This window comes from Streptomyces sp. Da 82-17 (genome assembly GCF_046098215.1).
In the GTDB taxonomy this organism is placed as follows: domain Bacteria; phylum Actinomycetota; class Actinomycetes; order Streptomycetales; family Streptomycetaceae; genus Streptomyces.
In genome coordinates, this window is record NZ_JBJURH010000013.1 from 136,946 (window position 1) to 160,561 (window position 23,616).

Genomic DNA, 23,616 nt, shown 5'->3' on the forward strand with positions numbered 1-23,616 from the left:
CAGTCGGGACCGAGGGCCGTGCGGATCGGGGCCGAGGGACCGAACAGAGGGGGCGCGTGCCGAACGTGAAAGAGCCCCGCCTCGACGCACGGGGGGAGCGTCGAGGCGGGGCCGGGGTGGCCGGTGGGGGGACCGGCCGGTCTAGATGATCAAGGACAGGAGCAGGACCAGCGCTCCGGCGACGACCGAGATGATCGTCTCCATGGCCGACCAGGTCTTGATGGTCTGGCCGACGTTCATGCCGAAGTACTCCTTCACCAGCCAGAAGCCCGCGTCGTTCACGTGGCTGAAGAACAGCGAGCCGGCGCCGATCGCGAGCACGAGCAGGGCCGTGTGCGTGGTCGACATGTCGGCGGCGAGCGGCGCGACCAGACCGGCGGCGGAGACCGTCGCGACGGTCGCGGAGCCGGTGGCCAGGCGGATGACGACCGCGATCAGCCAGGCGAGCGCCAGACCGGGGATCGCCCAGTCCTTGGAGATCTCCAGGACCATCTCGCCGACGCCCGAGTCGATCAGCGTCTGCTTGAAGCCACCGCCGGCGCCGACGATCAGCAGGATGCCGGCGATCGGGGCGAGCGACTTCTCGACCGTGGCCGTGATCTTGCCCTTGGAGAAGCCGGCGGCCCGGCCGAGGGTGAACATGCCGACGATGACGGCCGCGAGCAGGGCGATCAGCGGGGAGCCGATCACGTCGAACACGCGCTGCACGGTGTGCTCGGGGTTGTCCACGACGATGTCGACGAGCGCCTTGGACAGCATCAGGACGACGGGCAGCAGCACGGTCGCGATGGTGGCGCCGAAGCCGGGCAGCTTGGCGTCCTCCTTGGTGGGGCGGCCGTCCGAGTCGGCGGCGGAGCCCTGCAGGCCCTGCAGCATCTTCTCGGGCACCGGGATGTCGACCCAGCGGGCGGCGAACTTCGAGAACACCGGACCGGCGATGATCACGGTCGGGATGGCGACGAGCACACCGAGGGCCAGCGTGACGCCGAGGTTGGCGTCGACCGCGTCGATGGCGACGAGCGGGCCGGGGTGCGGCGGGATCAGGCCGTGCATCACGGACAGGCCGGCCAGGGCCGGGATGCCGATGCGCATCAGCGAGTAGTTGCCGCGCTTGGCGACCATCAGCACGACCGGGATCAGCAGCACGATGCCGACCTCGAAGAACAGCGGCAGCCCGATGACGCTGGCGATCAGCACGATCGCCCAGGGCATGGAACGCCCGCCGGCCCGGCGCAGGATCGTGTCGACGATCTGGTCCGCGCCGCCGGAGTCGGCGAGCAGCTTGCCGAGGATCGCGCCGAGGGCGATCAGCACGCCGACGCCCGCGACGGTGGAGCCGAGCCCGGTGGTGAAGCTCGTGATGGCCTTGTCGAGGGGCGCGCCGGCGAAGGCCCCGAGCGCGAGCGACCCGATGGTGAGCGCGAGGAACGCGTGCACCTTGAACTTCGTGATGAGCAGGACGATGACGGCGATGCCTGCGAGTACGGCGATCCCGAGCTGGGCGTGGCCCGCGGACGTGATCGGCTCGACGGCATCCGCTGCCAACGTCTCGACGCTGAGACTGGTCACGGTGTTTCCCTTGCAGGAGAGGGGGTTACGGGGGGACAGTCCGCGTCCGCCGGGGGAGTGCGGACGCGACCGGGGGCACCGCCGGGGGGACGGCGGCGCGCAAGGTCACTGCGGGGACGTCGGGGACGGCTCGGGGGAGGAGTCGTTCGCGGAGTCCAGGGTGCGGAGGGCCGCGACGGCGCGTGCGGTGATCTCCTCGGGGGAGCCCGCCACGTCGACCTCGACGCCCGCCTCGTCCGGGCCGAGCGGCTGGAGCGTGGCGAACTGCGAGTCGAGCAGGGCCGTCGGCATGAAGTGGCCCTGGCGGTGCGACATCCGGTCCTCGATCAGCTCACGGGAACCGGTCAGATGCACGAAGACGAGGCCGGGCGCCGCCGAACGCAGCCGGTCGCGGTAGCTCCGCTTCAGCGCCGAACTGCTGACCACCCCACCGAGACCGGCCCTGCCGTGGGCCCACACACCGATGGCATCAAGCCACGGCCACCGGTCGTCGTCGGTCAGCGGAGTGCCGGCCGACATCTTGGCGATGTTCGCCTCGGGGTGGAAGTCGTCGCCCTCGGCGTACGGAACGCCGAGCTGTTCCGCGAGCAGGGGACCGATCGTGGTCTTGCCGGTTCCTGCCACGCCCATGACTACGACCACGTGAGGGGTGTTCATGGCTTGCCTCGCTGTCTTCTTCGACATCTGTTCACACGGCCGAAGTCGTGCGTCACGACACTGAAACCCATTAGGTATGAGGATTTCAAGAGTCTGTGGCTTAAAAGTCAGACTTAACTTCGGGTATTCCCGCCGTAGGCTTGGGCCATGACTGCACAGGTCCGAGGGCTGCACGCCCGCGTACTGGAGACCCTCGGGCCCGCGATCACGGGCGGCGAGTACCCGCCGGGCAGCGTCCTGCGGATCGACGAGCTCTGTAAGGAGTTCGAGGTGTCACGCTCGGTGATGCGCGAGGCGGTGCGCGTCCTGGAGTCCATGCACCTCGTCGAGTCCCGCCGCCGCGTCGGCGTGACGGTACTGCCGACACCGGAGTGGAACGTGTACGACCCGCAGGTGATCCGCTGGCGTCTCGCCGGCGCCGACCGCCCGCGCCAGCTGCGCTCCCTGACCGTCCTCCGCTCCGCCGTCGAGCCGACGGCCGCGGGCCTCGCCGCCCGGAACGCCACGGCCGAGCAGTGCGCGAAGATCACCGAGTGCGCCCTCGGCATGGTCGCCAATTCGCGCGGCCACCGCCTGGAGGACTACCTGCTCCACGACGTCGAGTTCCACCGCACGATCCTGTGCGCCTCCGGCAACGAGATGTTCGCCCGCCTCGGCGACGTGGTGGCGGAGGTCCTCACGGGGCGTACGCACCACCAGGTCATGTTCGAGGACCCGGACCCGGCGGCCGTCACCCTGCACGTCAAGGTCGCGGAGGCGGTCCGCGAGCGGGACGCGGTGCGTGCGGAGGAGCTGACCCGGGAGATCACCCTCGGCGCCCTGGAGGAGCTGGACGTCCTGGCGCCCTGAGTGCGGGACGTCAGAGGTCGAGCGACCAGTTCTGCCCGACCAGGTCGTGCCCGAAGCTGTGGTGCGGGGCCTCGTCCACCAGCGTGAAGCCGTAGGCCTGATAGATCCGGCGGGCCGACACGAGGACGTCGTTGGTCCACAGCGTCATCCGCCGGTACCCGGCCGCCCGCGCGAAGTCCAGGCACTCCTGCACGAGCCGGCTGCCCAGGCCGAGCCCCCGTGCCTTCGGCGTGACGAGCAGCGTCCGCAGCTTCGCCGTGCCCGGCTGCTCGTCCGCCACGAGGAACACGCAGCCCGCCCGCTCGCCGTCGACCTCGGCGATCCACGCCGCCTCGCGCGCGGGGTCGTGCCCGGCCGCGTAGTCGGCGACGATCCGGGCGACCAGCGCCTCGAACTCCCCGTTCCAGCCGAACTGTTCGGCGTACACCTCGCCGTGCGCCAGCACGGCCCAGCCGAGGTCGCCCGGCCGGTCCGCCGGTCGTACGACGACGTGTGCCTGCTGCTCCCGCTCTGCCATGGCGCGCTCCCGTGACCGTGTGGCGCGCGGCTCCGGCGTGTTCCCGAACGGCCTCCGCGTCCACTGACACGACTGTTTCAGTAGCTTTAGGCTAGGCCCATGCCCGAGGACACGACAACCCCCTCCGCCCGTCAGGTCGAACTCCTGGAGGCGGCCTACCGGTACGCGCTGACGCACGGTCTCGCCGACCTCTCGCTCCGCCCCCTGGCCGCGGCCATCGGCTCCAGCCCCCGGGTCCTGATCTTCCTCTTCGGCAGCAAGGACGGGCTCGTCCGCGCCCTGCTCGCCCGCGCCCGCGCCGACGAGCTGGCCCTGCTCGACCGCTTCGAGGCCGCCGAGCGAAGTGAGCCGATCGGTCTCGCGCGGGCCGTCGAGGAGGTGTGGGCGTGGCTGGCCGCCCCCGAGCACCGCCCGCTGCTGCGGCTGTGGGCGGAGGCGTACGCGCGGTCCCTGGTCGAACCGGACGGAGCCTGGGGCGGGTTCGCGCGCCGCACCGTCGAGGACTGGCTCGACGCCCTCGCCGCCTGCCAGCCGCCGGCCGAGCGGAACGGCGAAGCCGGGGCGACCCGGCGCACCCTCGCCCTCGCCGTGCTCCGCGGCGCGCTGCTCGACCTCCTCGCCACGGACGACGAACCCCGCGCCACTGCCGCGGTACGGGTCCACCTGGCGCACCTCGGTGCGTGACCTGGGCGCCATCCGCTAGATTAGGTAGACCTGTCTACCCAATCAGTGAGGTGTGCGATGCCGGAGGCCGGATCGGGGAGCGGGCGGCGCAGGCCCGCCAGGGAGCGGCTGCTCGCCGCCGCCGCGCGGCGGTTCTACGCGGACGGCGTCGCGGCCACCGGGATCGACACGATCACCGCCGAGGCCGGCGTCGCCAAGATGAGCCTCTACAACAACTTCTCCTCCAAGGCCGAACTCGTCGCGGCCTACCTCGACGCCCGCCACGAGGAGTGGCTCGGCCTCTACCGCGCCCGCCTCGCCGAGGCCGACGGCCCCCGCGCGGGCGTGCTCGCGGTGTTCGACGCCTACGCCGACCACGCCGAGTTCGCGTACGAGCACGGCTTCCGCGGCTGCGGGCTGCTCAACGCCGCCGCCGAACTGCCCGCGCGGGACGAGGGGCGGGCCGTCGTGCGGCGGCACAAGGAGGAGGTCGAGCAGCTCGTCGCCGGGCACCTGGCCGAGCTGCTGCCCGAACGGCCCGACGAGGCGCGGGAGTTGGCGGAACACCTCGCCTTCCTCCTCGAAGGCTCCATGGCACGTGCGGGGCTCGAAGGCGACGGCGCCCGCGTGCGGCGCGCCCGCGTTCTCGCCGAGTCGCTCCTGGACGCCCTGTGACCGGGCGCACCGGGCGCGCCCAGCACACCGGCCGCCCCGCCGCGCAGCCCAACGCAGGCCTCGGCGCCCTCTGCGTGCTGGCCGCCTCCGTGTTGTGGGGCACCACCGGCACCGCCGCGACCTTCGCCCCCGGCGTCGGGCCGCTCGCCGTCGGCGCCGTCGCCATGGGGCTCGGCGGGCTCCTGCAGGCGCTGATCGCCGCGCCCCTCACCGCCCGCCACGCCCCCGCACTCCGGGCCCGGCGCGGCACGGTCCTGCTCGGCGCGGTCGCCGTGGCCGTGTACTCGCTCGCGTTCTACAGCTCGATGCGCCTCGCCGGTGTCGCCGTCGGCACCGTCGTCTCCCTCGGCACGGCGCCGCTCGCCTCCGCCGTCATCGAACGCGCCCTGGACCGACGGAACTTGACGCTCCGTTGGAAGATCGGCGCGATCCTCGGCCTCGCCGGGACCGTGCTGCTCTGCCTCGCCGAGTCCGACCACGCCCCCGGCGCCGCCGACGGCCGCACCCTGGCGGGCACCCTCGCCGGTGTGGCCCTCGGCCTGCTCGCCGCCACCACGTACGCCCTCTACGCCTGGGCCGCGCACCGGCTCATCACCCGCGGCGTGCCCTCGCGCGCCGCGATGGGCGCGGTGTTCGGCGTGGGCGGGCTGTTGCTTGTGCCGGTGCTGGTGCTGACCGGCGGCCCGCTCCTCGCGTCCTGGTCCAACGCTGCCGTCGGGGCGTACATGGCGCTCGTGCCGATGTTCGCCGGGTACGTGCTGTTCGGCTGGGGGCTCGCGCGGGTGCCGGTGAGCACGGCCACGACGCTGACGCTGCTCGAACCGGCCGTCGCGGCGGTCCTCGCGGTCCTCGTCGTCGGCGAACGCCTGCCCGCCTCCGGCTGGGCCGGCGTCGCGCTCGTCGTCTCCTGCCTCGCCGTGCTCACCGCGCCCGCGCGCCGCCCGCGCAGGGTGCGTGTGGAGCCGGGGCCGGCGGAGAGAATCAGGGACGCAACCCCGTCGTCGTAGCACCGTCGCCGCAGGCGGTGGACAGGAGTGACCGACCATGACCATCCGCCGGGCCATGCCCGACTTCCGTACGAAGGACATGGAGCAGAACCGGGACTTCTACGGGAAGCTCGGCTTCGAGGAAGTCATGAACCAGGGCTGGATCATGACGCTCGCCTCGCCGTCCGAACCCACCGCGCAGGTCAGCTTCATGACGCACGATCAGTCCGCGCCCGTCGTGCCCGACATCAGCGTCGAGGTCGAGGACGTGGACGCGGTCCACGCGGCGCTGCGCGACAGCGGCGCGGAGATCGTGCACCCGTTGCAGGACGAGGAGTGGGGCGTACGACGGTTCTTCGTACGGGACCCCGACGGGCGCGTGGTGAACGTGCTCACCCATCGGCGCTGACCGGCCTCGGCAGCTGAACCTCCGTCACCACGCCGTCGGGCCACGCGACTTGGACCCTGTGGTCCAGATGCAGGTGGACGGCGGGGTGGTGTGTGGGGGCCTCGCGGGACAGGGTGACTGCAGCCGCGAGGACGGTTCCGGGTGCGGGGACTGCGGCAGACAGCCACGGGATCGCCGTGAACCGGCCGAGCGGGCCGGTCTCCTCCTCCGTGTGCACGCCCGCGTCGTCGAACCCCGCGAGCGCGTGCAGTCGCGAGGCGAGCCGGTCCGTCTTGAGGGTCACGGCGAACGGCGACGTCCCCGTGACAGCCGCGGGCCGTACGTCCGAGGCCAACGGCCAGCCGCCCAGGCGGAGTCGGACCGCAGGCCCCGGTGGGCCCTCGACGTGGACGAGGCGCACCTCGACCCCTTCCCGTACGACCGAGGCGACCGTGACCACCGGGCCCGGGACGGCCGGACCGGTGCGGCCCGAGCCGTGGTCCGGGCCCGTGTCCGCCGACGTGTCCACCCAGTGGACGCGGCCCGAGGAGGCGGCGAACAGGGCGCCGTGCGGGAACTCCCGCGTGCCGAGCGCCTCGAATCCCGTGCGGTGCGAGGCCCGGCCCCGCGCGTCCAGGAGGGCGACCGTGTTGTCCAGCGGGTCCGCGACGGTCGGCCCGGTCGGCGGCGGCAGCGTGGCCGTGGAGTAGCCGATGCGGGCGTAGAGCGGGGCGTCCGCGCGGACCGTGCCGGGCAGGGCGTGGTCCGTGCCGTGGTTGAGGACCGTGACCAGGCCGTCCTCGCGCCGCCCGGACAGCAGCCAGCCCGGCGCCTCGACCGTCCGGAACTGGTCCGCCTCCTCCAGCGGCAGCGGCTCCTCCACCGCCGTCCACACCGGATGGCCGGCGGGCAGCGCGAGCCCGAGCATGCCCTTCGCGGCCCAGTACGGCGACCCCGGACCGGAGTACGACTGCCGCATCGCGGGCCACGCGTGATGCCAGCCCAACGTCAACAGGCCGTCGTCGTCCGGGACTTGACGCCGCGTGAAGTGGTCGAGCATGCCGCTCGCCGCACGGCGCGTGAGCCCCGGCGGCAGTCCGGTCGCGCCGGTCAGGGCGCCGGTCCACAGCGGCGCGGCGGCCGCGTACCGGTAGACCAGGCTCCGCCCCTGCAGCAGCGGCGCACCGTCTACGCCCACCAGGCGGACCGCGTCGTCCAGATACCGGGCCAGGTCGGCCTCCCAGCGGGCCCGCACGTCGGCCGGGCAGAGCGTGCCGGTCACGTCGAAGAGGTGCGTCCACAGCAGCGGGTACGTGTGCAGCGCCCAGCCCACGTAGTGGTCGTAATTGCGCTCCGCGCCGTCCGACAGCCAGCCGCCCGCGCGCCGCATCGACGCGTGGAACGCCAGGTCCTCCTCGACGTCCGCCGCCGACCAGGGCCCGCCCGCCTCCCGCAGGAACGACTCCGTCACGATCCGGAACCACACCCAGTTGTTCCGTACGTACGGTTCACCGACCACCGTCGACAGCCACTCCACCGTCGCCTCGCGCACCCGGTCGTCGAGCCGGTCCCACAGCCACGTCCGGGTCAGCTGGAGGATCAGGGCGAGGGACGCGGCCTCCACCTTGGCCTGCGGCAGCCGGTCGGGGCGCGGCCAGGCCTCCGGGTGGTGCGGGTCGGTGCCCGCGGTGAGGCCGGCCGCGTACCGCTCCAGGACGTTGCCCGGGTCGGCCCCGCCCTCGCCCGCGATCCGGAACCCGGCGAGCAGCAGCGACCGCGCGTACCCCTCCAGGCCGTCGGAGTCCGGGCCGGAGATGCTGGGCGGGCCGGGCAGCAGGATGCGGGCGCCGCCGGGGGAGCGGTGGGCGTCGAGCGCGCCGAGCATCCGGTCGGCGAGCGCGGCCCAGTGCCGCCGCTCCCAGCCGGTGTACGGGGAGAGCGCACTGCTGCCTGAAACCCCGTCAACTGCCTTACGGATCATGGGACTCATGCCTGCACCGCCAGGGCGTCCCGGCTGACCGGGGCGAGTGGGGGACGGCCGCTGGTGAGTCGGTCGAGTTCGGTGAGGGCCATGGCGGTCATCCGGCGCGACTCCGAGCCGAGGGAGCCCGCGATGTGCGGGGTCAGCATCACGTTCGGCAGGTCGTACAACGGCGATTCGGCGGGCAGGGGTTCGGGTTCGGTGACGTCGAGGATCGCGTGCAGGCCCGCCCGGCACGCGGCTTCGAGGGCGCGGGTGTCGACGAGGCTCCCGCGGGCCGTGTTGACCAGGACCGCGTGCGGGGGCAGCCGGTCCAGTTCGGCCGCGCCGATCAGGTGCCGCGTCTCGGGCAGGGCCGGGGCGTGCAGGGTCAGCACGTCGGCCTGCGGCAGGGCGTCGGGGAGGCTCGCGGGCTCGGCCCCGGCCGCGCGCACGGCCTCGGGGTCGGCCACCGGGTCGACGACAAGGACGCGGGCCAGGTCGAGTTCGCGCAGCAGCCGGACGACCCGGCCGCCGATGCGGGAGAAGCCGACGACGACCACCGTCCGTCCCACACCGCTGAGTTCGCCGCGCCCGTCCAGGTAACTCAGGTCCTCCCGGTGCGTACGCGCGTCCTGCGCGAGGAACGGGGCCTTCTTGAACGCCCACAGGACGGCCGCCAGGGTGAAGTGGGCGACGGGCTCCGCGTTGGCGTCCGCGGCCGTCGTGACGAGGATGCCGCGGTCGAAGACGGCGTCCGTGACGTGCCCGCGCACGGATCCGGCCGCGTGCAGGACGGCCTTCAGGCGCGGGGCCGCGGCGAGGACGTCCGCGTCGAGCCGCGGGCAGCCCCAGGAGGTGATGAGCACCTCGGCCCCGGCCAGCCGGCGAAGGGCCTCCGCCGAGCCCAACTCGCTGACGGACAGCGGCTCCTGGACGTCGGCGAGCGAACGGAGGCGGGACAGCTCGGCCGGGCCGAACTGCATGGCGAGGGCCCGGTCCTCCATGACGAGGAGAGTGCGCGGGCGGGGCGCGAGGCGCAACTCGGGGCGGTGATCGGTCACTTGGTGCACACGTGCTCCCTTGCGAGAGGCCGACGTGGTCGTCGGTGGTCGTCGGGGACCAGTCTGGGGCGCGGCGGGCCCGGCCGGGCGGAGATCGGGAGGGCCGGTGCCGGCGGGGTGGGGCGCGGGCGGTCCGGGGCGCCGCGTACTTCGTCTGGCCCTCGCCGGGCGGCGGTGGGGCGTGCGGCTCCCTAGCGTCACTTGAGGCAGGGGCATGCCGCGACGGCGCGGGGGTGCCCGCGGAAGTCCGGGCAGAGGAGGACACGGGCTGTGCGAGCACGGGTACAGGAGCGGGTACGGCGCCGGGGTGCGGCCGGGGTGCTGGCCGTGGCCTGCACGGTGACGGCGACGACGGCGGTGATGGCGGTGTCGGCGCCGGGGGCGTGGGCGCAGGCCGACGGGGCTCGGACGGCGCCGGGGGCCGTGGCCGACAACAGCGGCTGGCGGGTGAGCGTCACCCCGACCACGGTCAAGCCCGGCGGGCAGGTCACGCTCAGCTCCAGCGGCTGCCAGGTGCCGACGGTCACGGTGGACGCGCCGATCTTCGACCCGGTCGAGCTGAACGAGGGCCAGTCGGCCACCGCACACGTCTACCCGGACGCCAAGCCCGGCGCCGAGTACGAGGTGACGTTCACGTGCAACGGCAAGCCGAAGTCGGTGCCGCTGATGATCGCCGGAGGGCAGGGCCACACGGGCGGGCAGACCGGCGGCCACACGGGCGGGCACACCGCAGGACACACCGCCGGGCACACCGGCGGCCTGCACCACGGCGTGAAGGCGGGCGCGGGCGGCACGTTCGCCGACGTCAGCCCCACGCAACTCGCCCTGGGCGGCGCCCTGGTGGCGGGAGTCATCGGCTTCACGCTGCTGCAGGTGCGGCGCAGCAGAGGAGGCGGCGCGGAGTAGCCCCACGCGGCCCTCGCCTACGCGGACGTGGTCCCGGCGGCGCGGTCGGAGTCGCTGCGCAGGACGCAGAACTCGTTGCCCTCCGGGTCCGCGAGCACCGCCCACCCGGAGCCGTCGGGCTCGCGGCGGTCGGCCACGTACGTGGCGCCCAGCTTCAGGAGGCGCTCGATCTCCTCCTCGCGGGAGGTCGTCGGCCGCAGGCACAGGTGGACCCGGTTCTTGACCGTCTTCGGCTCCGGCACCTGGTTGAAGTACAGGTCCGGGCCGTCCGGCAGCAGCACGCGGGTCTCCTCGGCGCCCGGGCCGTCCTCCGGGTCCACCGGGCAACCCGTCACTTCGCTCCAGAAGCGGGCCAGGGCATAGGCGTCCGCGCAGTCGACCGCCACGTTCTGCACCATCGAGACCATGGGCGTGAGCATGCCCCAGCGCTGGGCGCGCCGCCAGTGGTTTCCTTCCGGCTTCCTTCCGGCCCTGCCGCTTGTGGGCGCCTTCTCTGCCTCGCCCTGCGGGCTCGCGTCCTCAATCGCCGGACGGGCTCGATCCTCTGCCCCTCCCCGCCCCTTCCCGAAAGCCTGCGGCGGTGTTCGTTCGGCTTTCCCGCCGTCGTGGTTGCTCGCGCCCCGCGGCGAAGCCGCAAATGTCACAGCCCCGCGCCCCTTTCGGGGCGCGTCAGTCCAGGGTGCGGATGACTCCCCGTACGTCCTCCGCCAGCTCCTTCGGGAGTGGGGCGTAGTGGCGGCGGGGGAGGGCGGACTGGCCCTCCTCGCTGGACGTGTACGTGAGGAACGACTTCAGCGCGGGCAGGGACTCCCGCGGGTTGCCGCGGTCGCACACGATCTCGTACGTGACGAGCACGATCGGGTACGCCCCCTCCGCCGACGTCCCGTAGTCGAAGTCGAGCGACAGGTCCTTGCCGCGCCCCGCGGTCCGCGCCTGAGCGATTCCCTTCGACGCGCTCTGCGGTGTGGGCGCCACGGGCCGGTCGGCGCCCGTGTCGACGCTCACCGTGTCCACGTGCCGCTCCACCGCGACCGACAGGTCGAGATACCCGATCGCCCCGGTCGTCGTCGTGACCGCCTGCGCCACGCCCTTCGAGCCGGACGCCGAACTCCCGCCCCGCGCCTGCCAGTTCTTCGCCACCGGGTACGGCCATGCGGCCCCGGCCGCGTCCGACAGGTACGACTGGAAGTTCTCCGTCGTGCCCGAGTCGTCCGAGCGGTGCACCGGGTGGACCGGCGTCGACGGCAGGTCCACGCCCGGGTTGAGCTCCGCGACGCGCGGGTCGTCCCAGCTGTCGATGCGGCCGTCGAAGAGCTTGGCGAGGGTCGGCGCGTCCAGGACCAGCTCGTCGACGCCCGGCAGGTTGAAGCCGAGCGCGACCGGACCGCCCGCCATCGGCAGGTTGATCGCCCGCCCGCCCGCGCAGGTCCTCCCGGAGAGCCGCACCTCCTCGTCCGTGAGCGCGCTGTCCGAGCCGCCGAACGCGGTCGCACCCCGCAGGAACTGCGCGACCCCGGCGCCGGAACCCAGCGGGTTGTACGCGATCTGCACGCCCGTACAGGCCCGTTGGTACTCCTTCATCCAGTACGTCATCGCGTTCTGCTGCGCGCTCGACCCCGCGCCCGCGACCTGTCCCCGCTCCGCGCAGTCCAGCTCGACGACCGAGGCGGGCGAGGCGGCCGGCCGTTTCGCGTCGTCGCCGGACGACGGGCCGAGGAGCCCGCAGCCCGTGAGGAGCAGGCCGCCCACCACCACGGCACTCGTGCTCGAAACGGCCTTGCGGCTGCTGCGTACGCTGCGACGGAGCTGCACCTGTGTCCTCTTGTCCCCTCAGAGTCTTCTGATCGATCACGGATGATCACGGACCAGGGGAGCCGGAGGGCGGAATCCAGGCGAACGGAAGGTTACGTACGGTTCAAGGGCGAGTGCCGCCCGCGCCGCGCGCCCCCGCGTCCGTCCTGGTCAGCCGGTCTTCCGAACGGCGAGATGCAGGCCCTTGCCGATCCGTGCCGTCGTCGCCGACGTGAACTCCTCGTCCGCCTCGACCAGGGCCAGGAACTCCGCCACCTCGTCCGGGTGCGACAGGACGTTGTCCACGATCAGCAGGCCGCCCGGCCGCAGCACCCGGCGCGGATGCGGCCACCAGCCCGCGTACTCGGTGCGCTCCGCGTCCAGGAACAGCGCGTCCAGACCGCCGTCCGGCAACTCCCGCAGCACCGTGCCCCCGTCGGCGGCCCGCAGCTCGACGTGCGCGGCGAGCCCGGCGGCCGCGAGGTTGGCGGCGGCCTCGCGCTGCGCGGGCGCGTCCAGGTCGACGCTCAGCAGCGGCTCGCCGCCGTTGGCGCGCAGGGCGTCGGCGAACCAGATCGCCGAGTAGCCGTTCGACGTGCCGATCTCGGCCATCCGCCGGGCGCCCATGGCCCGCAGCGTCACGGCGAGCAGCGCGGCCGACTCCGGTTCGAGGTTGCGGCGGCGCAGCAGCCGGTCGCTCTGCGCCGCGTCGTGCTCGACGCCGGAGGCGTGCAGCTTGCCGAGGAGGTCCGGGTCGAGCTGCGGGTGTGTGGTGTGGTCGTCCATGAACGGCCAACGTACGGGCGGGAGTTGAGGTTTCCCACGTCACCCCCATGTCGCGCCCGTTCGGCTCAGGAGTGCCAGGGTTCGCCCGTGACCTGGTGGTCGGCGTGGCTCAGCGCCTCGACGACCAGGCGGCGCAGATGCCCGTCGGTGAGGGCGTACACCGCGCGCCTGCCCTCCTTGCGGGCGTGCACCAGGCCCGCGAGGCGCAGCTTGGCCAGGTGCTGGCTCACCGCGGTACGGGCCGCTCCGCTCGCGGTCGTCAGGTCCGTCACGTCCCGCTCGCCCTGCGCGAGCAGCCAGAGGAGATGCAGCCGGGTCGGGTCGGCCAGGAGCGCGAAGACCGACGAGGCCGCGCGCAACTGCGCGGGCCCCGGCGCGCGTTCGTGCGCACTGCTTGCAACTGAGCTCTGTTCGCGTCCTGGCATGCGTTCATCGTAGACCGCTCGATCCATCGGATGCATACGTGCGCAGTTGCGCACATGTCGTTATGGTGGAGGGGTGCGCAGGGCCGTTGTCCCGTCTCCCTTGCCCGTCTTCTCCGACCCGAGAGGCCGTGACCGTGCTGGACGTGCTACGTCACCGGACTTACCGCCGCCTGTTCGCGGCCCAGGTCGTCGCCCTCGTCGGCACGGGCCTCGCGACGGTCGCGCTGGGACTGCTCGCGTACGACCTGGCGGGCGCGGGGGCGTCGGCGGTCCTCGGCACGGCGCTCGCGATCAAGATGGTGGCGTACGTGACGGTCGCGCCGCTGGTCGACGCGGTCGCGCACCGCATACCGCGGCGGACGCTCCTGGTGGGGGCGGATGCGGTGCGTGCGACGGTCGCGCTCGCCCTGCCGTTCGTCTCGCAGGTCTGGCACGTGTACGTCCTGATCCTGCTGCTGCAGACCGCGTCCGCCGCGTTCACGCCGACCTTCCAGGCGGTGCTGCCGGACGTGCTGCCGGACGAGCGGGACTACACCCGGGCCCTGTCGATGTCCCGCCTCGCGTACGACCTGGAGTCCCTGTTCAGCCCGGCCCTGGCGGCGGGGCTGCTGTCGCTCGTCGCGTACGACTGGCTGTTCGCGGGCACCACGGCGGGCTTCCTCGGTTCGGCCGCGCTGGTGCTGTCGTGCGTGCTGCCGGGGCGGTACGGGGGCGAGCGCGGCACGGGCGGCGGACTCGCGCGGGCCACGCTCGGCCTCCGGCTGTTCCGGTCGACGCTCCGGCTGCGGGCGCTGCTCGCGCTCGACCTGGCGGTGGCCGCGTCCGGGGCGATGGTCATCGTGAACACGGTGCTTCTGGTGCGCCATGACCTCGGGCGGTCCGCAGGCGCGGTGTCGGTGGCGCTGGCGGCGTACGGGGCCGGGTCGATGCTGGTCGCGCTGCTGTTGCCGCGTGTCCTCGACCGGGTCGGCGACCGTGCGGTGATGCTGCCCGCGGCGTTCGCGCTGCCGGCGGTGTTCGCCGCGTACGGGCTCGCCACCCTGGCCGGACCGTCCTGGCCGGCGCTGCTCGTGGCATGGTGCGCGTTCGGCGCGGCCGGCTCGGCCCTGCTCACGCCGACGGGCCGCCTGCTGCGCCGCTCCGCCCCGCCCGGCGAACTGCCCGCGGTGTTCGCGGCCCAGTTCTCGCTGAGCCACGCCTGCTGGCTGCTCACCTACCCGCTGGCGGGCTGGCTGGCGACGACGGCCGGAGCGGCAGCGGCGACGTGGACCCTGGGCGCGCTGTCCCTGACGGCGGCGACGGCGGCGACCCGCATGTGGCCGAGCGGTGACCCGTCGACGACTTCGGCGAGGCGGGAGCGCACGGTGCCGCTCCGAACCCACGCGTAGTGCAGCTTGTAGCGGGCCACGCGTAGACACACATGCGCTCACCGTACGGGCCAATACCCACGCTCCTCAAAGGAGTTGGAGCCCGCCCCCCCTAGGCGACCTCACCGCAGGTCCAGCCGCATCAGAACCCGTGGGTGGCCGTTCAGGACCGATGTCGTGTCGGCGGCGTGGGTGAAGCCTGCTCGTTCGAAGTTCTTGCGGAGGCCGGGGTAGGCCATCGTCAGGTCCACCTTCGCGTCGCCGTTGTCCAGGGGGTACGCCTCGATCGCCGGGGCGCCCTGGGCGCGGGCGTAGGCGACCGCCCCGGCGATCAGGGCGTGGGAGATGCCCTGCTTGCGGTGGCCGGGGCGGACGCGGATGCACCACAGGGACCAGACCGGCAGGTCGTCGACGTGCGGGATCTTGCGGCTGTGCGCGAACGCCGTGTCCGCGCGCGGGGCCACCGCCGCCCAGCCGACCGGCACGTCACCGTCGTACGCGAGCACCCCCGGCGCGGGGTCCGCACGGCAGAGTTCCGCGACGTACTCCCCGCGTGCCGGGCCGCGCAGCTCGTTGTTGAGCTTGGCGGGGATGCGGTAGCTGAGGCACCAACAGACGTTCGCCTGGGGCGACTTGGGGCCGACCAGGGCGCGTACGTCCTCGAAGACGGAGGCCGGGCGGACTTCGACGGTCATGACGTCAGCCTTTCACGGTCCCGGGCGGGACGCTCCGGGGGAAGCGGGACAGCAAGGCGCGCAGGCCGTCCGCGAGTTGCCCCGGCCCGCCCTGCTCCGCGAGGTCCGCCGCCGTCGCGCGCAGGCGGGGGAGTTCGTTCGCGGGCAGCCGGTGCAGGCCCAGGCGGAACGCCGGGTCGGGCTCGTCCGGGTCGTCGTCCATGGCGCGCAGTTCCACCGTGAGGTAGCCGAGCAGCCAGGCCGTGAACGCCCGGTGCACCCGCACCGCCTCCTGGGTGCTCAGGCCGGCCTCGTCGAGCAGTGCCAGGATCCGCTCGTCGCTGCGCAGCACCGCCGCGGGCCGGCGGGCCAGGGGAGTGGAGTGCAGGCGCGTGGACAGCAGCGGCACCACGTGCGGGTGCCGCAGCGCGACGCGGTACGTGGCGTCCGCGATGCGCAGCAACTCCCCGTGCCAGGAAGGCAGTCGGGCATCGCCCGCGCCCTCGCCCGGCCCTTCCGCAAGCCCCTCCAGCTCTGTCTCCAGCTCCACGCAGAACGCCTCCACGAGCCCGTCGAGCAGCCCGTCCTTGCCGTTCGCGTACCGGTACAGGGCCATCGCCTCCACGCCCAGCTCCGCGCCGAGCTTGCGCATGCTCAGGCCCGAGAGGCCGTCGCGGTCGACCACCTCAAGGGCCGAGGCCAGGACCCGGTCGCGGCTCAGCCGCCCGTAGCGGCCGCGGTCGGAGGCGCGGCGGCCCGGGCGTTCGGGTGCGGGGTTCGGCATGGCGGCCTCCCGGTCGGGCTTGCCGGTCAGTCTGCGCGCCTTCATTCTCGCTCGCGCTTGACGCCGTCGGCGGATGGGTTCAAAGTCGTACATATACGTCGTAAACGTACGTATTCAGCGTACAGCGTTCGGCCTCGGCAGGAGCGTCACCATGGCGCAGAGCGAGCCCGTGGCGTCGGACCGTGTGCAGGTGGCGCGGGACCTCGCCCGGATATCGGAGGGCAACGTCGTCCGGGTCGCCCCGGGCGGGCCCTCCTTCGGGCACCCCTACCGGGCCCGCCGCGTGCGGCCGACGACCTTCGTGCCCGCCCTGCCCCGCAGGGACCGCGCGCTGCTCCTCGGCATCGCCGCCGGCTGGGCGCTGAGCTTCGTGTGGTTCTGGACCTGGTGGCTGCAGCCGCAGCACCGGGTCGGCTGGGCCGGGCTGCTGATCAACAGCGCGCTGCTGCTCTACCTCACCGGCCTGCCCTGCTACTTCTTCGCCACCGCCCTGCGCCTGCGCCGCGTCGACCCCGCGCTGCCCGTGCCCGCCCTGCCCGTCGCCTTCGCCGTGACCCGCGCGCCCAGCGAACCCTGGGACACCGCCCGCCGCACCCTCGAAGCGATGCGCGCGCAGGACTACCCGCACCCCTACGACGTGTGGCTCTGCGACGAGGACCCGTCACCGGACATCGTCCGCTGGTGCCTGCACCACGGCGTGCGGATCTCCTGCCGACGCGGCGTCACCGCCTACCACCGCGCCGACTGGCCCCGCCGCACCCGCTGCAAAGAGGGCAACCTCGCCTACTTCTACGACCGTTGGGGCTACCGCGACTACGCCGTCGTCGCCCAGCTCGACTGCGACCACGTGCCCGCCCCCGGCTACCTCGCCGAGATGGTCCGCCCCTTCGACGACCCCGCCATCGGCTACGTCGCCGCCCCCAGCATCTGCGACGCCAACGGCGCGCAGTCCTGGTCCGCGCGCGGCCGGCTGCACCGCGAGGCCGTCTGGCACGGCGCCGTGCAACTCGGGCACAGCGACGGCCTCGCCCCCATGTGCATCGGCTCCCACTACGCCGTACGCACCCGCGCCCTGCGCGAGATCGGCGGGCTCGGACCCGAACTCGCCGAGGACTTCTCCACCACGTACCTGCTCAACTCGGCGGGCTGGCACGGGGCGTTCGCCATCGACGCCGAGGCGCACGGCGACGGCCCGCTCACCTTCGCCGACATGATCACGCAGGAGTACCAGTGGTCCCGCAGCCTCACCGCCATGCTGCTCGACCTGCTGCCCCGGCACCTGCACCGGCTGCCGCTCCTGCTGCGGCTGCGGTTCGCGTACGCCCTCGCGTACTACCCGCTGCTCGGGCTGATGATCGTCGCCGGACTCACCCTGCCGCCCATCGCGATCCTCACCGGGCTGCCCTGGATGAACGTCAACTACTTCGACTTCCTCGTCCACTTCTGGGCCATGCCCGTCTGGCTCACCCTGACCCTCCTCCTGATGCGGCACCGCGGATTGCTGCGTCCCCGCGGTGCCCCGCTGTTCAGCTGGGAGACCTGGCTGTTCGCCCTCGCGCGCTGGCCGTTCGTGATCCTCGGCCTGTTCGGCGCGGTCGGACAGCGGTTCCGCTCCCGGCCCGTGACCTTCAAGGTCACCCCGAAGGACAGCGGGGGACCGCGGCCCCTCCTCGCCCGGCTCGTCGCCCCGTTCGCCGCCCTCGCCTGCGCGCTCTCCGCCGTCGCCATCGTCGGCGAACTCACCGGGCCCGCCGCCGGATACGTCTTCCTCTGCCTGCTCGCCGCCACCGGCTACGCGGCCGTCGCCCTCGCCGTGCCCCTGCTGCACATCCACGAGGCGGCCCGCGCCGCGCACCTCGGCTTCCGCGGCGCCCTGCCCACGGCCCGGCTGCCGCTCGCCCTCGGCGCGCTCTCCACCCTGCCCGTCGCCACCGCCATCACCTTCTACCCGGCCTACGCCCTGGCCGTCCTGAACTGGTGAGCCGCCATGAACACCGCACCCTCCACCATCCTCGTCACCGGCGGCGCCGGCTTCATCGGCAGCCACACCTGCGTCGAACTCCTCGACCACGGCTACGAGTTGATCGTCGTCGACAACCACTGCAACAGCACCCCGCAGGCCCTCGCCCGCGTGGAGCGGATCACCGACCGCTTCGTCGGTGCCGCGTACGAGCTGGACATCCGTGACCGGCGCGCCCTCTCGGCCGTCTTCGACACCCACTCCGTGGACGCCGTCGTGCACTTCGCCGCGCACAAGGCCGTGGGCGAGTCGACACGGATGCCCCTCGCGTACTACGACACCAACGTCGGCGGCACCCTCGCGCTGCTGCACACCATGCACGAACACGGCGTGCACCGCCTGGTGTTCTCCTCCTCGTGCTCCGTCTACGGCGACGCGGGCCACGGCCCCCTCGACGAATCCACCCCCGCCCGCCCCACCAACCCGTACGCCGCGTCCAAGTGGCACTGCGAGCAGATCCTCGCCGACGTGTGCGCCCGCATCCCCGAGTTCACCGTCCTCGCCCTGCGCTACTTCAACCCCGTCGGCGCCCACCCCAGCGGCCTCCTCGGCGAGGACCCGCAGGGCGTGCCCGACAACCTGATGCCGTACGTCGCCCGCGTCGCCCTCGGCCAACTGCCCCTGCTCCCCGTCCACGGCGGCGACTGGCCCACCCCCGACGGCACCGCGATCCGCGACTACCTGCACGTCATGGACACCGCCGAGGCCCACCGCGTCGCCCTCCGCCACCTGTCCGACGCACCCGGCCTGCACGTCTTCAACCTCGGCGTGGGCCAGGGCAGTTCGGTCCTGGAGGTGATCGACGCGTTCCGCACGGCCAGCGGCCGCGACATCCCGTACGAGATCGTCGGCCGCCGACCCGGCGACGTGGCCGAACTCGTCGCCGACGCCCGCGCCGTGCACCGCGCCTGGGGCTGGCGGCCCACCCGCGACCTCGCCGCCATGTGCCGCGACGCCTGGCGCTTCAACCAGCTCAACCCGCACGGGTACGAACGGCCCGCCGCACCGGGACACCGCCGCCGCACCCCGCGCCCCACCGCCCCGCTCCACCGCACCTACGGCGACGAGCGGCACACCCCGCACGCACCCGCCGACCCGGCGACGTGCGGCACCCCGCACGGAACCGAAGGCTCCGCGCGACGTCCGGACCACCAGCAGGAGCAAGACCAAGGAGTGACGTCATGCGGATGACCGTCATCGGCACCGGATACGTGGGAACGGTGCACGCCGCCTGCATGGCCGACATCGGCCACCACGTCCTCGGCGTCGACATCGACCCCGACCGCGTCGCGGCCCTGTCCGCCGGCCGCGCCCCCATCCACGAGGAGGGCCTCGACGCCCTGCTCGCCCGCACCGTCGACTCCGGCCGGCTGCGCTTCTCCACCTCCCTCGCCGAGGCCGCCGCCCTGGCCGACGTGCACTTCGTCTGCGTCGGCACGCCGCAGCGCCCCGACGGGCAGGCCGCCGACCTGCGGTACGTCGAAGCCGTCGTCGACGGGCTCGCCCCGCACCTGCGGCCCGGCGCCCTGATCGTCGGCAAGTCCACCGTGCCCGTCGGCACCGCCGCCCGGCTCGCGGCCCGGATCGCGCCCGTCGCACCCGGCACCGAAGTCGCCTGGAACCCGGAGTTCCTGCGCGAGGGCAACGCCGTCGCCGACACGATGCGGCCCGAACGCCTCGTCGTCGGCGTCACCTCCGCACACGCCGACACGATCCTGCGCGCCGTCTACGCGCCGATGCTGCAAGTCGGCGTCCCGTACTTCAGCACCGACCCCGCCACCGCCGAACTCGTCAAGGTCGCCGCCAACTCCTTCCTCGCCACCAAGATCTCCTTCATCAACGCCATGGCCGAGGTCTGCGACGCCGCCGGGGCCGACGTGCGGCTCCTCGCCCGCGCCGTCGGCGCCGACTCCCGCATCGGGCCCCGCTTCCTCGAACCCGGCCTCGGCTTCGGCGGCAGCTGCTTCCCGAAGGACATCCGCGCCTTCGCCGCCCGCGCCGAAGAACTCGGCGCCGGTCCCGCCGTCGGCTTCCTGCACGAGGTCGACCGGATCAACACCCGCCAGCGCCGCCGCACCGTCGACCTCGCCCGCACCCTCACCGGCGGCGCCCTCGGCCGGCGCCGGATCGCCGTCCTCGGCGCCGCCTTCAAGCCCGGCAGCGACGACGTCCGCGACTCGCCCGCCCTCGCCGTCGCCGAGGCCCTGCGCCGCGAGGGCGCCGCCGTCCGCGTCCACGACCCGGAGGCCCTCGACAACGCCCGCGCCGCCCACCCCGCCCTCACCTACGCCCTCGACGTGGAGAAGGCCTGCGAGGACGCCGACCTCGTCCTGCACCTCACCGACTGGCCCGAGTACCGCGCCGTCGACCCCGCCGCCCTCGCCGCCCTGGTCCGCACCCCGGTCCTGCTCGACGCCCGCAACAGCCTCGACCCGTGGCCCTGGCACGCGGCCGGCTGGCGGCTGCACGCCCCCGGCCGCCCCCACCTCGCCGAGACGGCGGCCCGCGCGTACGAGACCCGCGAGGGCACGGACTCCGCGTACGAGACCCGCGGGGGCACGGGCCCCGCGTACGAAACACGTGGGCAGACCGCGCCCGCGCCCGCCGGAGGTGCGTCATGAGAGTCGTCGTCACCGGCGGCGCCGGATTCGTCGGGTCGCACCTCTGCGAGGCCCTGCTCCGCCGCGGCGACACCGTGTGGTGCGTGGACAACTTCGCCACCGGCGAGCCCGCGAACGTCGCCCCGCTCATCGCCGCCACCTCCCGCTTCCGGCTCCTGCACGCCGACGTCACCGAGCCCTTCGACCTCCCCGGACCCGTCGACGCCGTCGCCCACCTGGCCAGCCCCGCCTCCCCGCCCGACTACCACCGCCTGCCCCTGGAGACCCTCGCCGTCGGCAGCCGCGGCACCGAGCACGCCCTGCGCCTCGCCCACGCCCACGGTGCGCGCTTCGTCCTCGCCTCCACCAGCGAGGTGTACGGCGACCCGCACGTCCACCCGCAGCCCGAGGGCTACTGGGGCAACGTCAACCCGCTCGGCCCGCGCAGCGTCTACGACGAGGCCAAGCGGTACGCCGAGGCCCTCACCGCCGCGTACCGGCGCAGCCTGCACGCGAACACCGGCATCGTGCGGATCTTCAACACGTACGGCCCGCGCATGCGCCCGTACGACGGCCGCGTGGTGTCGACGTTCGTCCGGCAGGCCCTCGCCGGCAGCCCGCTCACGCTGCACGGCGACGGCAGCCAGACCCGCAGCTTCTGCTACGTCGACGACCTGGTCCGCGCCCTCGTCGCCATGCTCGACAGCGACTGCGCAGGGCCCGTCAACCTCGGCAACCCGCGCGAGTTCACGGTCCGCGAGCTCGCCGACCTGGTGCTCACGCTCACCGGCTCCGCCTCCGCGATCGTGCACCGCCCGCTGCCCGTCGACGACCCGACCCGGCGCAGGCCCGTCATCGCCCGCGCCGGTCAACAGCTCGGCTGGCGGCCCGAGATCGGCCTGGAGACCGGGTTGCGCCGCACCATCGACTGGTTCGCCTCCCAGGCCGCCCGAGCCGACCGAGCCATCGAAGCCGCCCGAGCCGAACGAGCCGAACGAGCCGACCGAGCCACCGGAACCACCGGGTCCGGCTCCTCCGGCCCGTCCGGCTCCTCCGGCCCGTCCGGCCCCTCCACCCCCGCCGCGCACGCCCCGGCCCGCGGCCCCGCGCCCGTGGAGGCCGCCCGATGACGACCCGCGCAGGCCGCCCGACACCGCCGAGCCGCAGCCCCCGAAGCTCCCGTCGGCTGCCCCTGCTCGGCCTGTCGGCGGCCCTCGCCCTGCTGCTCACCGGCGCCGGCACCGGCTGCACGGCGACCCCGCACTACGCGCCGCCGCAGGACCGCACCTTCCACGTCGGCGCCGACGGCGACGACGGGAACGACGGCCGCTCGCCCGACACCGCCTGGCGCACCCTCGCCCGCGCCGAGCGCGAGGGCCTCCGCCCCGGCGACCGGCTGCTCCTCGAAGGCGGCGCCCGCTTCCCCGGCACCGTCACCCTCGGCGAGGGCGAGGCGGGCAGCGCCGACCGGCCCGTGGAGATCGGCTCGTACGGGGAGGGCCGGGCGCGGATCGTCGCCGCGGACGGTCCGGCCGTCTCCGTGCACAACACCGCCGGCGTCACCATCCGCGACCTCGACCTGACCGGCGGGCAGGGCGCCTACCGGCGGGACGGCGGCATCAACCTGTACGCCGACCGCCCCGGCACCGGCACCCTCGACCGGGTCACCGTGAGCGGCGTCGACGTGTCCGGCTTCCGCATCGGCCTCGCCGTCGGCAGCGCCGCACCCGGCACCGGCTTCAAGGACGTCACCGTCCGCGAGACCCGCCTGCACGGCAACAAGGACGCCGGGCTCCTCACGTACGGCCCCGACTTCGACGCGAAGCGCCCCGCCTACGCGCACGAGAACGTCACCCTCGAACGCGTAGAGGCCGACCGCAACACCGGCGACCCCGAGGAGGACCGGACGCACTCCGGCAGCGGCATCATCCTCGGCGGCGTCCAAGGCGCCGTCGTCCGCGACTCCACCGCCCACGACAACGGCGCCCGGGGCAACGAGCGCTCCCCGGCCGGACCCGTCGGCATCTGGGCCTACGACGCCACCCGCGTGCTGTTCGAGCACAACACCGCGTACCGCAACCACACCGGCTCCGACGTCGACGGCGCGGGCTTCGGCATCGACTCCAACGTGTCCGCCTCGACGCTCCAGTACAACCTGGCCTTCCACAACGACGGGCCCGGCTTCTACGTGTTCACGCGCTACCGCAACGGCGCCCACACCGACAACACCCTGCGCTGGAACATGAGCGCCCACGACGGCCGGAAACTCCCGCTCAAGGGCGGGATCGCGGTCCTCGGCGTCGACATCAACAAGCTCCGCGTGTACCAGAACACCGTGCTCATGACCGCCACCGAGCACGAGCAGGGGCCCGCGCTGCGGCTCCAGGACGACGAGAAGGACATCACCGTACGCAACAACAACCTCATCACCGACGGCTCCCCGCTGGTCTTCGTCGAGAAGGAACTCGACGCCCCCAACGTGCTCCTCCAGGGCAACAACTACCGCGCCCCGCAAGGACAGTGGACCGTCACCTGGGCCGGCCGCACCTACACCGGCCTCGCCGAATGGCGCGCCGCCACCGGCCAGGAACAGCTCGACGGCGAACCCACCGGCCGCACCCTCGACCCCTGCCTGAGCGGCGGCGAACTCCCCGAGGTCGACGAGCCGTCCGACGCCCGCCGCCTCGTCCCCGACTGCCCGAACCTCGCCGGCAAGGGCCTCGACCTGCGCGAGCGGTTCGGCCTCGACCCCGGCGCCGAGGACTACTTCGGGCGCACCGTCCCCGACCCGCCCCCGATCGGCGCCGCCCAGCCCCGGACCTGACACGGCACGCCGGGCCCGCGCCCGGCACCGTGCCCCGTACCCGCGCGCCCGTACCGACCGAGATGCACCCCAACGGCCCCCTGCCTACGATCGAATGACCGCGGCCGACGC

22 protein-coding genes and 1 pseudogene are annotated in these 23,616 nt (G+C 73.6%); 12 read left to right on the top strand and 11 right to left on the bottom strand.

All coding sequences use genetic code 11. From position 1 onward, the window contains the following. Positions 1-141: 141 nt before the first annotated feature. Both ACIDOF_RS22585 and ACIDOF_RS22590 read right to left on the bottom strand, forming a co-directional pair. Entirely contained in the window at positions 142-1,569 is a 1,428-nt protein-coding gene (locus tag ACIDOF_RS22585; RefSeq protein ID WP_409007827.1) for a gluconate:H+ symporter, read from the bottom strand. Between the two features lie 105 nt (positions 1,570-1,674). Further along, on the bottom strand, positions 1,675-2,226 hold the full coding sequence (locus ACIDOF_RS22590; protein WP_409007828.1) for a gluconokinase: 552 nt from the start codon (positions 2,224-2,226) through the stop codon (positions 1,675-1,677). Positions 2,227-2,373: 147 nt separating this feature from the next. On the opposite strand from ACIDOF_RS22590, the gene ACIDOF_RS22595 reads away from it, so the two are divergent. After that, on the top strand, positions 2,374-3,075 hold the full coding sequence (locus ACIDOF_RS22595; RefSeq protein WP_409007829.1) for a FadR/GntR family transcriptional regulator: 702 nt from the start codon (positions 2,374-2,376) through the stop codon (positions 3,073-3,075). A gap of 10 nt (positions 3,076-3,085) precedes the next feature. Here the strand turns inward: ACIDOF_RS22595 and ACIDOF_RS22600 are convergent, their stop codons facing one another. After that, positions 3,086-3,592 (bottom strand): GNAT family N-acetyltransferase, encoded by a 507-nt coding sequence (locus ACIDOF_RS22600; protein WP_409007830.1) that lies wholly within the window; start codon positions 3,590-3,592, stop codon positions 3,086-3,088. 99 nt (positions 3,593-3,691) lie between these two features. Between ACIDOF_RS22600 and ACIDOF_RS22605 the strand changes: the two genes are divergently transcribed. The 4 genes from ACIDOF_RS22605 to ACIDOF_RS22620 all read left to right on the top strand — a co-directional run bounded on the left by ACIDOF_RS22605 (position 3,692) and on the right by ACIDOF_RS22620 (position 6,325). Beyond that, a complete protein-coding gene (locus tag ACIDOF_RS22605) occupies positions 3,692-4,276 on the top strand; it encodes a TetR family transcriptional regulator (RefSeq protein ID WP_409007831.1) in 585 nt (194 codons plus the stop codon). 57 nt (positions 4,277-4,333) lie between these two features. Next, a complete protein-coding gene (locus ACIDOF_RS22610; protein WP_409007832.1) occupies positions 4,334-4,930 on the top strand; it encodes a TetR/AcrR family transcriptional regulator in 597 nt (198 codons plus the stop codon). 74 nt (positions 4,931-5,004) lie between these two features. Then, positions 5,005-5,937: a DMT family transporter gene (locus ACIDOF_RS22615; protein ID WP_409007906.1), complete on the top strand. Its 933-nt coding sequence runs from the start codon at positions 5,005-5,007 to the stop codon at positions 5,935-5,937. A 37-nt stretch (positions 5,938-5,974) separates the two neighbouring features. Then, the gene (locus ACIDOF_RS22620) at positions 5,975-6,325 is read left to right on the top strand and encodes a VOC family protein (protein ID WP_409007833.1); all 351 of its coding nucleotides are present in this window, start codon (positions 5,975-5,977) and stop codon (positions 6,323-6,325) included. Here the strand turns inward: ACIDOF_RS22620 and ACIDOF_RS22625 are convergent. Beyond that, positions 6,309-8,294 carry a DUF2264 domain-containing protein gene (locus tag ACIDOF_RS22625; RefSeq protein WP_409007834.1) on the bottom strand — a complete coding sequence of 662 codons (1,986 nt, stop codon included), beginning with the start codon at positions 8,292-8,294 and terminating at the stop codon, positions 6,309-6,311. The genes ACIDOF_RS22620 and ACIDOF_RS22625 overlap by 17 nt on opposite strands. Then, positions 8,291-9,337, bottom strand: coding sequence for a hydroxyacid dehydrogenase (locus ACIDOF_RS22630; RefSeq protein WP_409007835.1), 1,047 nt, complete (start codon positions 9,335-9,337; stop codon positions 8,291-8,293). The genes ACIDOF_RS22625 and ACIDOF_RS22630 overlap by 4 nt, the downstream gene beginning before the upstream one ends. Before the next feature lie 261 nt (positions 9,338-9,598). Between ACIDOF_RS22630 and ACIDOF_RS22635 the strand changes: the two genes are divergently transcribed. Next, on the top strand, positions 9,599-10,234 hold the full coding sequence (locus ACIDOF_RS22635) for a hypothetical protein (protein WP_409007836.1): 636 nt from the start codon (positions 9,599-9,601) through the stop codon (positions 10,232-10,234). A gap of 17 nt (positions 10,235-10,251) precedes the next feature. Here ACIDOF_RS22635 and ACIDOF_RS22640 read toward each other — a convergent pair whose 3' ends face one another. The 4 genes from ACIDOF_RS22640 to ACIDOF_RS22655 all read right to left on the bottom strand — a co-directional run bounded on the left by ACIDOF_RS22640 (position 10,252) and on the right by ACIDOF_RS22655 (position 13,236). Continuing rightward, entirely contained in the window at positions 10,252-10,641 is a 390-nt protein-coding gene (locus tag ACIDOF_RS22640; protein WP_409007837.1) for a VOC family protein, read from the bottom strand. Between the two features lie 262 nt (positions 10,642-10,903). Then, on the bottom strand, positions 10,904-12,046 hold the full coding sequence (gene pstS, locus ACIDOF_RS22645) for a phosphate ABC transporter substrate-binding protein PstS (RefSeq protein ID WP_409007838.1): 1,143 nt from the start codon (positions 12,044-12,046) through the stop codon (positions 10,904-10,906). A 150-nt stretch (positions 12,047-12,196) separates the two neighbouring features. Continuing rightward, entirely contained in the window at positions 12,197-12,811 is a 615-nt protein-coding gene (locus ACIDOF_RS22650) for an O-methyltransferase (protein ID WP_409007839.1), read from the bottom strand. A 65-nt stretch (positions 12,812-12,876) separates the two neighbouring features. Beyond that, positions 12,877-13,236 carry an ArsR/SmtB family transcription factor gene (locus ACIDOF_RS22655; protein ID WP_409007840.1) on the bottom strand — a complete coding sequence of 120 codons (360 nt, stop codon included), beginning with the start codon at positions 13,234-13,236 and terminating at the stop codon, positions 12,877-12,879. A 134-nt stretch (positions 13,237-13,370) separates the two neighbouring features. Between ACIDOF_RS22655 and ACIDOF_RS22660 the strand changes: the two genes are divergently transcribed. Continuing rightward, positions 13,371-14,624, top strand: coding sequence for an MFS transporter (locus ACIDOF_RS22660; protein ID WP_409007907.1), 1,254 nt, complete (start codon positions 13,371-13,373; stop codon positions 14,622-14,624). Positions 14,625-14,725: 101 nt separating this feature from the next. Here the strand turns inward: ACIDOF_RS22660 and ACIDOF_RS22665 are convergent, their stop codons facing one another. Both ACIDOF_RS22665 and ACIDOF_RS22670 read right to left on the bottom strand, forming a co-directional pair. Beyond that, complete coding sequence (locus ACIDOF_RS22665; RefSeq protein ID WP_409007841.1) at positions 14,726-15,298, bottom strand: GNAT family N-acetyltransferase; 573 nt, start codon at positions 15,296-15,298, stop codon at positions 14,726-14,728. Positions 15,299-15,302: 4 nt separating this feature from the next. Beyond that, complete coding sequence (locus ACIDOF_RS22670) at positions 15,303-16,061, bottom strand: TetR/AcrR family transcriptional regulator (protein WP_409007908.1); 759 nt, start codon at positions 16,059-16,061, stop codon at positions 15,303-15,305. Positions 16,062-16,212: 151 nt separating this feature from the next. On the opposite strand from ACIDOF_RS22670, the gene ACIDOF_RS22675 reads away from it, so the two are divergent. The 5 genes and pseudogenes from ACIDOF_RS22675 to ACIDOF_RS22695 all read left to right on the top strand — a co-directional run bounded on the left by ACIDOF_RS22675 (position 16,213) and on the right by ACIDOF_RS22695 (position 23,505). Next, complete coding sequence (locus ACIDOF_RS22675; RefSeq protein WP_409007842.1) at positions 16,213-18,042, top strand: glycosyltransferase family 2 protein; 1,830 nt, start codon at positions 16,213-16,215, stop codon at positions 18,040-18,042. 6 nt (positions 18,043-18,048) lie between these two features. Beyond that, positions 18,049-19,071, top strand: a pseudogene (gene galE / locus ACIDOF_RS22680) (UDP-glucose 4-epimerase GalE); the annotation flags it as partial. A 191-nt stretch (positions 19,072-19,262) separates the two neighbouring features. Continuing rightward, positions 19,263-20,702 (top strand): UDP-glucose dehydrogenase family protein, encoded by a 1,440-nt coding sequence (locus tag ACIDOF_RS22685; protein WP_409007843.1) that lies wholly within the window; start codon positions 19,263-19,265, stop codon positions 20,700-20,702. After that, positions 20,699-21,811 carry a UDP-glucuronic acid decarboxylase family protein gene (locus tag ACIDOF_RS22690; RefSeq protein WP_409007845.1) on the top strand — a complete coding sequence of 371 codons (1,113 nt, stop codon included), beginning with the start codon at positions 20,699-20,701 and terminating at the stop codon, positions 21,809-21,811. The genes ACIDOF_RS22685 and ACIDOF_RS22690 overlap by 4 nt, the downstream gene beginning before the upstream one ends. After that, on the top strand, positions 21,808-23,505 hold the full coding sequence (locus tag ACIDOF_RS22695) for a right-handed parallel beta-helix repeat-containing protein (RefSeq protein ID WP_409007846.1): 1,698 nt from the start codon (positions 21,808-21,810) through the stop codon (positions 23,503-23,505). The genes ACIDOF_RS22690 and ACIDOF_RS22695 overlap by 4 nt, the downstream gene beginning before the upstream one ends. Positions 23,506-23,616 lie beyond the last annotated feature (111 nt).

Coding starts and splice junctions, on each gene's coding strand:
- ACIDOF_RS22620 (WP_409007833.1), top strand. CDS start 5,975: ATGACCATCCGCCGGGCCATGCCCGACTTCCGTACGAAGGACATGGAG.
- ACIDOF_RS22605 (WP_409007831.1), top strand. CDS start 3,692: ATGCCCGAGGACACGACAACCCCCTCCGCCCGTCAGGTCGAACTCCTG.
- ACIDOF_RS22595 (WP_409007829.1), top strand. CDS start 2,374: ATGACTGCACAGGTCCGAGGGCTGCACGCCCGCGTACTGGAGACCCTC.
- ACIDOF_RS22600 (WP_409007830.1), bottom strand. CDS start 3,592: ATGGCAGAGCGGGAGCAGCAGGCACACGTCGTCGTACGACCGGCGGAC.
- ACIDOF_RS22670 (WP_409007908.1), bottom strand. CDS start 16,061: ATGCCGAACCCCGCACCCGAACGCCCGGGCCGCCGCGCCTCCGACCGC.
- ACIDOF_RS22695 (WP_409007846.1), top strand. CDS start 21,808: ATGACGACCCGCGCAGGCCGCCCGACACCGCCGAGCCGCAGCCCCCGA.
- ACIDOF_RS22665 (WP_409007841.1), bottom strand. CDS start 15,298: ATGACCGTCGAAGTCCGCCCGGCCTCCGTCTTCGAGGACGTACGCGCC.
- ACIDOF_RS22640 (WP_409007837.1), bottom strand. CDS start 10,641: ATGGTCTCGATGGTGCAGAACGTGGCGGTCGACTGCGCGGACGCCTAT.
- ACIDOF_RS22625 (WP_409007834.1), bottom strand. CDS start 8,294: ATGAGTCCCATGATCCGTAAGGCAGTTGACGGGGTTTCAGGCAGCAGT.
- ACIDOF_RS22685 (WP_409007843.1), top strand. CDS start 19,263: ATGCGGATGACCGTCATCGGCACCGGATACGTGGGAACGGTGCACGCC.
- ACIDOF_RS22610 (WP_409007832.1), top strand. CDS start 4,334: ATGCCGGAGGCCGGATCGGGGAGCGGGCGGCGCAGGCCCGCCAGGGAG.
- ACIDOF_RS22675 (WP_409007842.1), top strand. CDS start 16,213: ATGGCGCAGAGCGAGCCCGTGGCGTCGGACCGTGTGCAGGTGGCGCGG.
- ACIDOF_RS22650 (WP_409007839.1), bottom strand. CDS start 12,811: ATGGACGACCACACCACACACCCGCAGCTCGACCCGGACCTCCTCGGC.
- ACIDOF_RS22690 (WP_409007845.1), top strand. CDS start 20,699: ATGAGAGTCGTCGTCACCGGCGGCGCCGGATTCGTCGGGTCGCACCTC.
- ACIDOF_RS22590 (WP_409007828.1), bottom strand. CDS start 2,226: ATGAACACCCCTCACGTGGTCGTAGTCATGGGCGTGGCAGGAACCGGC.
- ACIDOF_RS22655 (WP_409007840.1), bottom strand. CDS start 13,236: ATGCCAGGACGCGAACAGAGCTCAGTTGCAAGCAGTGCGCACGAACGC.